At 36.1% G+C, this 14,463-nt stretch carries 7 protein-coding genes; 4 read left to right on the top strand and 3 right to left on the bottom strand.

Annotated elements, in window-relative coordinates:
* Positions 1 to 123: 123 nt before the first annotated feature.
* Together AC1Q8M_RS21015 and AC1Q8M_RS21010 are read left to right on the top strand one after the other, a co-directional pair.
* Entirely contained in the window at positions 124 to 309 is a 186-nt protein-coding gene (locus tag AC1Q8M_RS21015; protein ID WP_002094183.1) for an O-methyltransferase, read from the top strand.
* Positions 310 to 414: 105 nt separating this feature from the next.
* Positions 415 to 768, top strand: coding sequence for a YxeA family protein (locus tag AC1Q8M_RS21010; RefSeq protein WP_000833143.1), 354 nt, complete (start codon positions 415 to 417; stop codon positions 766 to 768).
* A gap of 30 nt (positions 769 to 798) precedes the next feature.
* Here AC1Q8M_RS21010 and AC1Q8M_RS21005 read toward each other — a convergent pair whose 3' ends face one another.
* Positions 799 to 1,260, bottom strand: coding sequence for a 2-thiouracil desulfurase family protein (locus AC1Q8M_RS21005; RefSeq protein ID WP_098236322.1), 462 nt, complete (start codon positions 1,258 to 1,260; stop codon positions 799 to 801).
* An 80-nt stretch (positions 1,261 to 1,340) separates the two neighbouring features.
* Here AC1Q8M_RS21005 and AC1Q8M_RS21000 point away from each other — a divergent pair, with 80 nt between their 5' ends.
* Positions 1,341 to 2,222 (top strand): helix-turn-helix domain-containing protein, encoded by an 882-nt coding sequence (locus AC1Q8M_RS21000; RefSeq protein WP_000535237.1) that lies wholly within the window; start codon positions 1,341 to 1,343, stop codon positions 2,220 to 2,222.
* 17 nt (positions 2,223 to 2,239) lie between these two features.
* On the opposite strand, the gene AC1Q8M_RS20995 is transcribed toward AC1Q8M_RS21000, so the two are convergent.
* Together AC1Q8M_RS20995 and AC1Q8M_RS20990 are read right to left on the bottom strand one after the other, a co-directional pair.
* Complete coding sequence (locus tag AC1Q8M_RS20995) at positions 2,240 to 3,487, bottom strand: MFS transporter (protein ID WP_000391931.1); 1,248 nt, start codon at positions 3,485 to 3,487, stop codon at positions 2,240 to 2,242.
* Between the two features lie 218 nt (positions 3,488 to 3,705).
* Positions 3,706 to 4,185 (bottom strand): GyrI-like domain-containing protein, encoded by a 480-nt coding sequence (locus AC1Q8M_RS20990; protein ID WP_098365887.1) that lies wholly within the window; start codon positions 4,183 to 4,185, stop codon positions 3,706 to 3,708.
* Positions 4,186 to 4,633: 448 nt separating this feature from the next.
* Here AC1Q8M_RS20990 and AC1Q8M_RS20985 point away from each other — a divergent pair.
* Positions 4,634 to 14,463 (top strand): isopeptide-forming domain-containing fimbrial protein (locus AC1Q8M_RS20985; RefSeq protein WP_492334190.1); only part of this gene is annotated, 9,830 nt, incomplete at its 3' end.

The following is a 14,463-nucleotide window of genomic DNA, read 5'->3' as shown; positions in this document are numbered from 1 at the left end:
ATATTCTTGAATTCATAGGGAGATACGTAATTAAACCTATTATTAGTTTAGTGAGATATCTTGTAATAGAGATTATAATTGAGGGGATAATAGAAGGCGTAATAAACGGTATAAGGAAATTACGTGATAAGTGGCGAAATTGGCGTGAAAGACGTCATTGGCGGTAGTGTAGCTGATGAGAGTGCAAAACAAAAACGTTATACAGAAGTTATGAAGAAGTTTAATGAAATGATAGCAAACCACCCGCATTTAGAATCTGTACTCGTTCCAATTGGTGATGGAATGACAATTTCTAAAGTGAAGAAATAATTATTATCTTACAAAAGTGTAATGTTCATGTCATGTTTTTGAATTTCTTCTTTAAGCTCCGGGCTTTAAGATAAGAATATAAGAAAAACATATGAGGTGAAGGAAATGAAAAGATACATTGCACTATTTAGTATTTTAGTTGTATTTGCAAGTTTGTTAGTTGGTTGTGATTTAAACCGTATGGGTAAAGATGAGTATTATGTTCAAATTACAGTAGATGGAAAAGAATTTGATAGTAAAGCTAGTGATGGGCAGAAATTTAAAGATTATGAATATAAGCTGACTGGCTTTGATAAAGACGGTAAAGAGAAAGAATTAGAATTCATAGCTCAAAAAAATCTTCGTAAAGAAGCATTCCTACGCGTATACCACTCAGATAAAAAAGGTGTAACAGCTTGGGAAGAAGTGAAGAAAGACGAGCTTCCAGCGAAAGTGAAAGAAAAATTAGGCGTGAAATAAGACAGATAGAAAAGGAATTGACGAACAGGGTCAATTCTTTTTTTTGCTTTCAAATTCTTCTTCTGAAATGACTTTAAATCCGTGTCTTTTAAATAAAGCAGTAGTTACCCCGTAACCAGTTTGCTTATTGCCATTAAATTCACCAGTGTAAATCGTAGAACTGCCACAAGATGGACTACGTTCCTTTAAAATAATATATTCTGGGTGTAAATTTTTAATTTGTTCTAATGCTTTATAAGCACCATTTACGAAAGCTTCTGTGACATCTTCACCATCTTTTGTCATCACTTTCGCTTTTCCGTCCAAAACGTCGTCGCCATTCCCGCCAATAATTTCAGCAGAAGGACGAGGTGTTGGCAGTCCTCCTAATACTTCAGGACAAATGAGGACTGTATCTTCTTTTTGTAGTAGCTTCTCTATTTTTGAAACGAGATTGTCATTTCCGTCATATCGACAAGCTATACCACCTAAACAAGCGCTAATTACGATCATATTTTCATCTCCATTAAAAAAATATTAAATTCCACGCCAAATTCTCTTCCTGCCTCTTACTTATAAATGAGGTGATATAAATGGGAAGCTTATATAATTTAATGAAACCATACAGTGAATTTCGAAGTAAAGAAGAGTTTAATGCATATCAAAAACAAGTTTTGAAGTGCTATCGATTTCAATTGAATAAAACGGATGCTACCATTATTCATTTTTTAGGAAAGTATGCGGTGAATGAGAAACAAAAAACAGTAGGAGTCGCCTGTCCGTTAATGGAGACGATTGCGAAGAATGTTGGAAAGAGTATTCGTACAGTACGCCGTTCAATTGCAAAGTTAGAGGAACTAGGAATTATAAAGCGTGTTGCAACAAAAGAAAGACATAAGCGCGGCGGGTATAGTGCGAACTTATATATTTTTCTTATATCTGCAATTGACCGCATGGATGACCGTATGAAAATGTCCGCATGTGAAAGTGAGGATTATACAGCTGGCTGTAGCGGAAAGGAGCAAAAAAGCGAGAGGGAAACAACTCTTTCTAAAAACATTCCACAAATAAAAGAGAAAAGAAAAATAACGTACGAGCTTGATGAGACGTATTGCCGTCATGATATACCGAAGCCTTTTATATACGCACTGGTACCGATGACGAGTAATCCGAAGAAAATTAATATATTTTGGAGTAAGGTCGAGCTTGCGTATAAAAAGAGCGGGTTACTAGAGCAAGGTGTTTTACTAGAGCAGATATTAGCTGATGAAGAAGTGTATGGAAATTTCATTTGGCGAGTGAAGAGTGTTGTGAGAGCTTATAAATATGGGGAAATCCGTAAAAATGTGAAGGCACTTTTATATAGTACAGTGCGAGATTTATTTTTAGAGGTTGGATTAGAATGGGGAGCAGCTGTGAGAAGAAGTAAGGGGATAGCGTTATTTGATCCATTTAAAAAGGAGCCATGCGTATAATACATGACTCCAAGTAGCTAGTCGAACTTTCTTACAACTGGAACACGAATCGCTACAAATAGTACGAAGACGATAACAGCAATTGCACCGCTTTTCATAACGGTTACGATTGGAATTCCCATTGCAAGTGCGATTGATGTGAATGCATAAGAGAGCGGGATAAAGCCCATTGATGATAGCATAAGTAAGCTCATTACGCGTCCCATCATTTCCTCTTTTACTGTCGATTGAATCATCGCCATAAGCGGAACGATAGCCATTGCAATTGTAATACCATAAAACATGCCGGCTAATAATGCTTGCCAAAGTACGGTGCTAAAGTTGATGGATAAGAAGAATACACCAGACAGTAGCATCATGATAATGCAAAATAGTCCGCGTCTACGATTAATATTTTTTAAACCGACAATGACAGCGCCTATTGCCATTCCGCCGCCTACAGATGCTTCTAAGTAACTGAAATGGAGCGAGTCACCGTGCAGAACATTTTTAACGAAAAGCGGGAAACCGACTTGCATCGGACCAATTAAAAATAAATTTAAAAAGGCGCTACAAAGAAGGAAAGTTGAAAGGAATGGCGATTCCTTTACATATAAGATTCCTTCTTTAATGGAAGTGAACATACCTTTATCTGTATCTTTTAGTTCTGGCATCGTAAATTGTATTTTTTGAACGAGTATGGCTGCGACAATCAGTAATAAAATTGTAATAGAAAATATTGTCTCGTAGTTTGTAAATTTGATCAGAATTCCGCCAAGTACAGGGCCTAAGATGACCGATGCTTGGTTCGTCATTTGTGTAAGTGAATTCGCTTGTGTTAACCGGCTTTTTTCTACCAATTCAGGTAAGATAGATCCATCTGCTGACCAGAAGAAAGCATCAGCAAGTCCAAAGAATAAAGCGAATAAAGCAAATGTATATAGTGTTACATCACCAACGATAAACCATGTGAGAATGGTTGCGACAAGAATCGCTCGAATAATATTGGAGTAAAACATAATGTTTTTTTTCGGGAATTTATCAGCTACAGCGCCGCCGATAATCATAAAAATAAGCCTTGGAACACTAAGAGCTACGAAAACAACACCGAGTGAAGCTTCAAGGTTTAATGTTTTTGCTATGTACCACGTTTGTGAAAAAGTAAAAAAGGCTAAAGCAAAGCTTGAAAAAAGAGTAGCTGCCCAAAGAAAAAGGAAATTCGTATTTTTTAATAACGGTTTTCCGCTTCCTTCTAAAGCAGTTTTATTTTGTTGTAGTTCCTCCATATTGCTTCCTTTCTATGTGACAAATTTAAACTAAAAAACCAGTAAACGCCCGATTGGTGAGGGCTAATACTCAATGGGAGATGCCCTCCGCTGAGTATAGTTTCACTTTATACAGTTTCTAATATTTCTATACTGCACTTTCTCATTGTAGACAATAATAATGGATTTGCCCAGTAGCTATTTAACGACAAAAAAAGATGCCGAATGGGCATCTTTTTTTAGGCTAACGCAATATAAATATCCAATTGTGCATGATTTGGGTCTAATGCTCTTTCGGCGTAAAGTTCAAAGTCTGTTGTGAAGGCACGTTTATTTTCTTTCGACCATTTCCAAATATATTCCCAAGCTTCGCAAACGACTTCAGCAACTGGTCCCTTTCTCGTTGTAAATACCGCATACGTAGCGGCAGGTATTGTTAAAGTTGTCATATTTTCAGGAACATCTTCTAATGAAGAAACGGGCATACCGATTGTAAATGTATATGTACCAGTTTCATCTGATTCGTAGTTGGAGTAGAAAGCGAATGTTTCTTTCGTTTGTTGATTTGGGATGTGATGCATCATTTGTTCTTGAAAGTATTTGTCCCAAAGCCCGGGGATTTTTCCTTCAGGAGATGCCTCTATTTCATTAGTTGTCGTAACCGAAACGCCGATTGCTTGGAAAGCTTCTTTTTTTACGATAATGGGTTCGTTTATCATTACAAATTCCTCCTTTAAAATAAGAACATACGTTCTTTAATAATATAACATATTTTTACATGTAACGGTTATTGTTTTTTGAAAATTTTAATCATAAACAACAAACTGAAATAACTAAAAAATGGTAAAAATTCTATTGTATGTATGAATAGGTTAGGGAGTATGTTAAGATTTTTATGTATCCTTTAACTGTTATATAAGCCTATGCAGTAGAACGTTTTTACTATATTAAAAATGGTAAAGGTTTGTATAAGTGTCCGATATATATATGCTATTTTTGATAAATTAAAATAGTAATATTCTATGAGATTTATATTGTTGAAATTGGGATTTCAACGATACATTTTCATAGGTCGGATTGTTGCGAGTGGATATATATTGCTATGTATACGGCTACGAAATTAAGTAGACGGATAGCAAGTATATAGAAAGGAGAAAGGTAGAAAATATGAAGCAAGTATTGAAGTGTTTTAATGTCGTAACGATGATCACACTTCTCCTATCCATCATATTGCCTTCACCCAGTGCTTTTGCTACAGAGATAAATAAAAAAAGCTGGGATGAGTTACAAGGAAATGATGTGAAAATTAAGGCAGAGCAAGTAAATGCTGAAATATATAAGGGAGAAGTAGCGGAGAGGGAGCACGTATTTCAATATACGATTGAAAATACGGGAGCTACACCAATTCAAGAATTGGTGCTTAAACAAAATAATGAAAATGAAATTACGTTCCCTTCGCAATCTGTGAAAGTAAACGGAGAGAAGTTACCTGAAAATAAGGTAGCGGATTTCTATGTAGAGGAAAAAGATAAGGGAGGAAAGGTTCTTTCTTCTAATCTTAAAATTAAAGATTTAAAATCACATGAAAAAATGACTGTGTTAATAAAAGCTCGTCGTGCACAACATTTTAATAAAGAGTATAAGCAAAAAATTAGTGTGCAAAAGGATCAACTACAAATAGGAAACATGTCTGTAGATGTTGAAGGGATTCCTTCTGAAGACAAGGTTGAAGCTAATACCGATGATGAGGCTGACAGTAGTAAGAAAGAAATCGGATCACCAGCTGATGCTAAATCAAAAGAAGTGGATGGAAAATTAAAAGTATCTGCAGGAGATAAAAATAAACCTACAGCGAACACGGAACTAGTGAAGCAGCCAGTAGATAAAGATGAGAAGAAACTAGAAAAAGAAGCGGAAAATCAGAGCGATGCAAAAGTACAAGCTGCATCAGAGAATGCTTCGAAGGTTCAAATGCAAACAGGGGATAAGCAAGGATTTGGAGATCCACTGTATTCTACAATTACTGCTGGTAATTTAGTACAGACTGGTAATGTAACACTTGGTTTGACGACTGATCATTATGGCAGACAAAGTATGGGTTATAAAACGAATAAAATGACTGTGGACGTTGATAACGATGATAGTACTTTTAATTCGTCAACAGGTGCATTTCCTAACATTCCTGCCGGAAGTAAAGTGAAAAAGGCTTACTTATTCTGGACAGCAGCAATGGGGTTACCAGGAAATATTGCTGATAGAAAGGTTACCGAGGATCAAGTAAGGCAACCAGTCAAAATGAAAATGGGAAATAAAGAATATGCAGATGTAACTGCTGATAGCATACGAAAAGCGGATTACCTACCTTATATTTCTAATTACTCAGGTAGTGGCGCAGGATATGTTGCGTATGCAGATGTAACAAATGTAATTGCACAGCAAGGGATTTCACAAACGTTGACAGTTGCAAATGTGCCACAAATTAAAGATGTAACAGGTGGCGGCTATTACTGGGGTAACTGGAATCTTATATTAGTTTATGAAAACTATAAAGAAACAGTAAAAGACATGAAGATTTGGGAAGGGCTAGTCTCTCAAAAAAGTACAGCCTGGACAGATATTAGTGTTAATAAAATAAACACACCAAAAGAAGGTGCTTTTAAGGCGAAATTTAGTTATTTTTCATCGCAAGGTGACCCAGCTGAGAAAGATGGATATGCATATGATTATGGAGAATATGATTTTGGTGCTGGATATATAAAGATAAAAAATATTAACGGTAAAGACAATGATGCGAATGATTCGTCTATGACAGAAGTACAAGTAGACGGTACTAACGAGTTTGTTACAAAAAAATATCCAGGATATAACCCGGATTGGACAAATTCATTCAGTACTGACATTCATACGTATCATCTTGAAGGACCTACTCAAGTAAAAAATGATTTAAAAGAAGCAAAAATGCGTTTTAGAGCAAATGGTGGCGGTGGTGATATTTACGTATTAAATAACGCTACATTCGTTACAGAACATAATGCTCCAAACTTACAAGTTGATAAAAAGGCATTAGATAGTGCCGGTAAAGAAGTTAAGGAAATTAAAGCTGGTGAAGAGTTTACGTATCAAATTGAAGTGAAGAATGATACGAAAAATAACCAAGCACCTGTATCTAATGTAAAAGGTTTTGATAAATTAGATAATCGTTTAGAGTATGTTCCGGGATCTATACAATATATTTCTGGAAGTAATAAAGGAAATAAAACAGATAATGCAAGCGATGATGAAGCGGAGTTTGTAAATAATCAAATTGATTTCCGTGTTGGTGAAGGTGCTAATGCCAAAGACGGCGGTGTTTTAAAGCCTGGTGAAAGTGCCATTATTACATTCAAAGTAAAAGTGAAAGCTTCTGTACAATCAGATACAACAATAAAAAATATCGTTGCTGTAAAGGGAAAAGATAGTACCGAGGTAAATTATGAAACTACAGATGATGCAAATGTTACGGTTACGCTTCCGAAAGAAGTTCCGGGAGAAATAGAAGCAAGAAAAATAGCTTCTAATAAAACACCGAAGCTAGGTGACGAGGTAGAGTATCGTATTACATTTAAAAATAAGACAAAAGATGGACGTCTAGATGTATTGACAATTGAAGACGAATTACCAAGTAATCTTGAATACGTGAAAGATAGCTTGAAAGCAGAAGGTGCAAAACCAGAGCCAGTAGAGCTGAAGTTTGAAAATGGCAAAGTAATGGCAAAGTATCCAGAAATTATGGATATGGAAGAAAGAAGTATCGTCTTTAAAACAAAAGTAAAAGAAACTGCAAAAATTGGTGAAGAAATTGTTAATAAAGCAACCGTTAGTGATAAAACAAATCCACCAAAGGATTTAGAGGAGAAGATTACACCACAGCATAAGGCCGGTAAAATTGCTGCAAAGAAAAAAGCAACAAATAAAAAGCCGAAGCTAGGAGAAGAAGTTGAATATCAAATTAGCTTCAAAAATACGGTGGAAAACGGAAAACTAGATGCAGTTACAATAGAAGATGAAATTCCAGCTAACTTAGAATTTGTTCAAGGTAGTGAGAGAGCTGAAGGTGCTGAACCAAATCCAGTAGAGTTAAAAGTAGAAAATGGTAAGGTAATCGCAAAATATCCAGAGATTACGGATACAAAAGAGCGAAGCATTTCCTTTAAAGTGAAAGTAAAAGAAGAGGCAAAAGCCGGAGAAACGATTGTTAATAAAGCGGTTGTGAGTGAGCCAAATGGACAGTCTGAGCATCCAGAAGAAAAGATTACGCCGGATTATAAATACGGTAAAGTGGATGTTGAAAAAAGCGTAACGAATCAAACACCAAAACTAGGAGAAGAAGTGGAATACCGAATTACATTTTATAATACGGTAGAAAACGGAAAACTAGAAAAGGTGCTAGTAGAAGATACACTACCTAAAGGTGTTGAATACGTGAAAGATAGTTTGAAAGCTGAAGGTATAAAACCAGAGCCAGTAGAACTAAAAGTGGAAGACGGCAAAGTAATGGCAAAGTATCCAGAAATTACGGATACAGAAAAAAGAAGTATTGTATTTAAAGTGAAAGTAAAAGATTCGGCAAAAGTAGGGGAGGCAATTGTAAATAAAGCAATTGCAAAAGATCCGAAAAATGAGCCTGCTGAATCGAAGGTTGTTATTACACCACAAAGTAAAAAAGGTGAAATTGCTGCTACAAAGGTAGTTAATAATAAGAAACCGAAGCTAGGCGAGGAAATCGAGTACCGCATTAGTTTTCATAATACGGTTGAGAACGGAAAACTAGAAGAGGTGCGAGTGGAAGATACAATTCCAAAAGGTCTTGAATATGTAGAAAATAGTATCAAGGCCGAAGGAGAAGCACCTGGACCAGTAGAATTAGCTGTTGAAAATGGAATAGTCAAAGCTAAGTATATCGATATTATGGATATGAGAGAAAGAAGTATCGTCTTTAAAGTAAAGGTGAAGGAAGAAGCAAAAGTAGATAAAGAGATTGTCAATAAAGCAATTGTTGATGATACGAAAAATCCACCGATTGAGCCGGAAGAAAGAATTACTCCGCAATATAAGGATGGAATAATTGATTCGAAGAAGACAGTAGATAATCCATCACCAAAACTAGGAGAAGAAGTAGAATACCGAATTAGCTTTAAAAATACGGTAGAAAACGGAAAACTAGAAAAGGTAACGATAGAGGATATAATTCCTAACGGTTTAGAGTATGTAAAAGGCAGTGAAAAGGCTGAAGGTGAAAAACCAGCTCCATTAAAGTTAAGTGTGAAAGATGGAAAAGTCATTGCTGAATACGAAAATATTACGGATATGAAAGAAAGAAGTATTGTCTTTAAGGTAAAGGTGAAGGAAGAAGCGGAAGTAGGTAAGGAAATCATTAATAAGGCAATTGTTGATGATATGAAACATCCGAAAGAACCAGAAGCAAAAATCACACCATTACACAAAGATGGAAAAATTAAAGCGAAGAAAATCGTAAATAATGAAACACCGAAGTTAGGAGAAGAAGTAGAATACCGAATTAGTATGAAAAATACGGTTAAGTACGGAAAGCTAACAGACGTGATAATAGAGGATACTCTACCAGAAGGTTTAGAGTATGTAGAAAATAGTTTGAAAGCAGAAGGTGCCGGAACAGATTCAGTAGAGCTGAAATTTGAAAATGGTAAGGTAATGGCAAAATATCCAGAAATTATGGATACAGAAGAAAGAAGTATCGTTTTTAAAGTGAAAGTAAAAGAAGAAGTAACAGTCGGTAAAAAAATCATTAATAAAGCAACTATTGATGATTCGCAAAATAAGCCAGTTAATCCGACTGCGGAAATTATTCCTCAGTATAAAGATGGAAAACTTGAAGCGAAAAAGATGGTAAATAATGAAACGCCGAAGTTAGGAGAAGAAGTGGAATACCGAATCAGCTTTAAAAATACGGTAGAACATGGAAAGCTAACAGAGGTAAAGATAGAAGATGATTTACCAAATGGATTAGAGTATGTGAAAGATAGTGTAAAAGCAGTAGGTGCTAAGCCAGCTCCAGTGGAATTGAAATTTGAAAACGGTAAGGTAATGGCGAAGTATCCTGAGATTACAGATACAAAAGAGAGAAGTATTACCTTTAAAGTGAAAGTAAAAGGTAAAGTGAGCGATTGGATTGTTAATGAAGCGATTGTGAGCGATACGAAACATCCGCCAGAAACACCGACAGCAGAAATTATTCCGCAACATAAAGACGGAAAAGTGAAAGCGAAGAAGACGGTAAATAATGAAACGCCGAAGTTAGGAGAAGAAGTAGAATACCGAATTAGTTTTAAAAACACGGTAGAAGACGGAAAACTAGCAGAGGTGAAAATAGAAGATACTTTACCAGAAGGTTTAGAGTACGTAGAAAACAGTGTGAAAGCAGAAGGTTCTAAGCCGGATCCAGTAGAATTGAAAGTGGAAAATGGTAAGGTAATGGCGAAGTATCCAGAGATTACGGATACAGAAGAAAGAAGTATCACTTTTAAAGTGAAAGTAAAAGATGAAGTGAAAGTCGGTAAAAAAATCGTCAATAAAGCAATTATTGATGATACGAAAAATGAGCCAGAAACACCGACGGCAGAAATTACTCCACAGCATAAAGACGGAAAAGTGGAAGCGAAGAAGACGGTAAATAATGAAACGCCGAAGTTAGGAGAAGAAGTGGAATACCGAATTAGCTTTAAAAATACGGTAGAAAACGGAAAGCTAGCAGAGTTAAAAATAGAAGACGATTTACCAAATGGATTAGAGTATGTGAAAGATAGTTTACGAGCAGAAGGTTCTAAGCCAGATCCGGTAGAACTGAAAGTGAAAGATGGAAAAGTAATCGCAAAATATCCAGAAATTACGGATACAGAAGAAAGAAGTATCGTCTTTAAAGCGAAAGTAAAAGAAGAATTTAAGGTTGGTGAAGGCATTGTCAATAAAGTAGTTGTTGATGATACAAAAGATCCAACAACTTCAGAAGTAACAATTACGCCAGAATATAAAGACGGTAAGCTTAAAGCAGAGAAATTTGTAAACAATAAAAAACCGAAATTAGGAGAAGAAGTAGAATACCGAATTAGTTTTAAAAACACGGTAGAAAACGGAAAACTAGTAGAGGTTAAAGTAGAAGATGAAATTCCAGCTGGATTAGAGTTTGTAGAGAACAGTTTACAAGCAGAAGGATTTAAGCCTAGTCCGGTAGAATTAAAATTTGAAAACGGCAAGGTAATGGCAAAGTATCTAGAAATTGCGGATACAAAAGAAAGAAGTATTATTTTTAAAGTGAAAGTAAAAGAAGAGGCAGAAATAGGCAAGGAGATTGTTAATAAAGCAATCGTAGTAGATACAAAAAATGAGCCAGAAGAGCCTCGTGTGGAAATTACTCCGCAATATAAAGATGGTAAAATTGCTGCGCAGAAAGTAGCCAATAATCATAAACCGAAACTAGGAGAAGAAGTAGAATATCGAATTAGTTTTAAAAATACGATAGAAAACGGGAAACTAGCAGAGGTAAATATAAAGGATGCCTTACCAAATGGTTTAGAGTATGTAGAAGGCAGCATCACAGCAGAAGGTTCTAAACCGAAACCAGTAGAGCTACAGGTGAAAAATAATAAAGTAATGGCAAAGTATCCAGAAATTACAAATACAGAGGAAAGAAGTATTGTCTTTAAAGCGAAGGTAAAAGAAAGCGCAAAAGTGGGAGAAGAAATCGTAAATGAGGCAATTGTAGATGATACAAAGAATCTACCAGAAGAGCCTTATGTACCGATTACACCACAATATAAAGATGGAAAAATTGAGGAAAGAAAAGAAGTAAGTAATCGTGAACCGAAGTTAGGTGAGGAAATCGAATATCGAATTATTTTTAATAATACGGTGAAAGATGGAAAACTAGTAGAGGTAAAGATAGAAGATAAAATTCCAGCTGGATTAGAGTTTGTAGAAGGAAGCGAAAAGGCTGAAGGTGAAGAGCCAAAACCAGTGGAGTTGAAAGTAGAAAATGGTAAGGTAATGGCAAAGTATTCAGAGATTATGGATACGAAAGAAAGAAGTATCGTCTTTAAAGTGAAGGTGAAAGATTCGGTTACAATAGGTAAGGACATTACAAATAAAGCGATTATCCATGTTGATGATCCGAACCATCCAGTAATTGATCCAACAGCAAAAATTACACCGCAATATAAAGACGGTAAAATTGCTGCTCATAAAAAGGTGAATAATCATAAACCGAAGCTAGGTGAAGAAATCGAATATCGAATTTCATTTAATAATACGGTGAAAGATGGAAAACTGGCAGAGGTCAAAATTGAGGATGAAATTCCGTTTGGTTTAGAGTATGTGAAAGATAGTCTAAAAGCAGAAGGTGATAAGCCGGCCCCAGTAGAGTTGAAAGAAGAAGCTGGTAAGGTTAGTGCGAAGTATGAAAATATCACTGACATGAAAGAAAGAAGCATTATCTTTAAAGTGAAGGTGAAAGATTCCGTTGAAGTGGACAAGACAATTGTAAATAAAGCAATTGTTGATGATACAAAAAATCCACCAGAGCGACCGGAAGTAGATATTACACCGCAGCATAAAGATGGTAAATTTAAAGCTAATAAAAAGGTAAGTAAAAAAGATCCAAAGCTAGGAGAAGAAGTAGAGTACCGAATTAGTTTTAATAATACGGTAGAAAACGGAAAACTAGCAGAAGTGAAAATTGAGGATCAACTACCAAATGGATTAGAGTATGTGAAGGATAGTTTAAAAGCAGAAGGTAATGAACCAAATCCAGTAGAGCTAAAAGAAGAAGCTGGAAAAATCACAGCGAAGTATGAAAATATTACTGATACAGCTGAGCGTAGCATTATCTTTAAGGTAAAAGTAACAGAAGCAGTAAAAGTCGGGAAGAAAATCGTGAATACGGCAATTGTGGATGATGATAATCCGAAGAATCCTCCGCAAAAACCAGAAGCGATTATTACACCGGAGTATAAGAATGGAAAAATAAAAGCTGAGAAAACAGTAAATAACCCAGCTCCAAAATTAGGAGAAGAAGTAGAGTATCGAATTACGTTCCGTAACGTAGTTGAGCACGGAAAATTAGCGAAGGTGAAAATTAAGGATGAATTACCAAACAGTTTAGAGTTTGTAGAAGGTAGCGAAAGAGCTGAGGGGGATAGTCCAAAACCGTTGCATGTTAAAGTGAAAAACGGCACAGTACTCGCAGAATATCCAGAAATTACGGATACGAAAGAAAGAAGCATCGTCTTTAAAGGAAAAGTGAAAGAAAAAGCTAAAATTGGCGAAGCGATTGTGAATACGGCGGTTGTGGAAGATACTATAAATCCGCCAGAGAAACCAAATGTCGCTATACAGCCTCAACATAAAGATGGTGCATTACAAGCAGAAAAAACAGTAAGCAATCATGAACCGAAGTTAGGAGAAGAAGTAGAATATCGAATTAGCTTTGAAAATACGGTAGAAAACGGAAAACTAACTGAGGTAAAAGTAGAAGATAAAATTCCAGCCGGTTTAGAATACGTACAGGATAGTATAAAGTCTGATGGGCCGGAACCAAATCCAGTAGAACTTAAAGTTGAGAATGGAAAAGTAACAGCAAAGTATCCAGAAATTACGGATACGAAAAAAAGAAGTATCATCTTTAAAGCGAAAGTACAAGAAACGGTACAAGTAGGAAAAGAAATTATAAACAAGGCGGTTGTGGATGATAATAATCCGACAAATCCACCGGTTGAGTCACTTGTACCAATTACACCGCAATATAAAGGTGGGAAACTAGAGGCAAGGAAAGAAGTAAGTAATCATGAACCAAAGCTAGGGGAAGAAATCGAATATCGAATTACTTTTAACGGCATAGTAGATGGCGGGAAGTTAGTTGATATAAAGATTGAAGATGAAATTCCGTCTGTTTTAGAGTATGTGAAAGATAGTCTGAAGGCCGTAGGTGATAAGCCTGTACCAACAGAACTTAAAGTTGAGAATGGAAAAGTAACAGTGAAGTATCCAGAAATTACGGATACGAAAGAAAGAAGTATCATCTTTAAAGTAAAGGTAAAAGAATCAGTAAAAGTTGGAGAGGAAATAACAAATAAAGCGATTATTCACGTAGATGATCCAAATCATCCAGTTATGGAACCGACAGCGACAATAAAGCCAGAATATAAAGATGGTAAGGTAAAAGCAACGAAGACAGTAAGTAATAAAGAACCGAAGCTAGGAGAAGAAATCGAATACCGAATTAGCTTTGAAAATACGGTAGAAAACGGAAAAATAGCAGAGGTAAAGATAGAAGATGAAATTCCAGCCGGTTTAGAGTACGTGCAAGATAGTATTCGATTTGAAGGGGCTGAACCAAATCCAGTAGAGTTAAAAATGGAGTTTGGAAAAGTAATAGCGAAGTATTTAGAAATTACAGATACAAAAGAACGTAGTATTATTTTTAAAGCGAAGGTAAAAGCAGCACCAAGTAAAGGGATAACAAATAGAGCGATAGTGGACGATAGAATAAATCCACCACTTGAGCCTACAGTTACAATTTTACCGAAAACAAAAGAAGATTTTAAGATACCGGAAGATCCGAAAGAACCAGAAGTGAAACCGGAAGATCCGAAAGAACCGAAGGAGCCAGAAGTGAAACCGGAAGATCCGAAAGAACCGAAGGAGCCAGAAGCAAAACCAGAAGATCCGAAAGAACCGAAAGAACCAGAAGTGAAACCGGAGAATCCGAAAGAACCGAAAGAACCAGAAGTGAAACCGGAAGACCCGAAAGAACCGAAGGAACCAGAAGTGAAACCGGAAGAACCGAAGGAACCAGAAGTGAAACCGGAAGAACCGAAAGAACCGAAGGAACCAGAAGTGAAACCGGAGGATCCGAAAGAACCGAAGGAGCCAGAAGTGAAACCAGAGGATCCGAAAGAACCGAAGGAGCCAGAAGTGAAACCGAGAGG

The organism is Bacillus sp. GW823-FHT06A10, assembly GCF_058795375.1.
The sequence above is the reverse complement of the archived record's forward strand: the minus strand, read 5'-3'. Positions and strand labels throughout refer to the sequence as shown.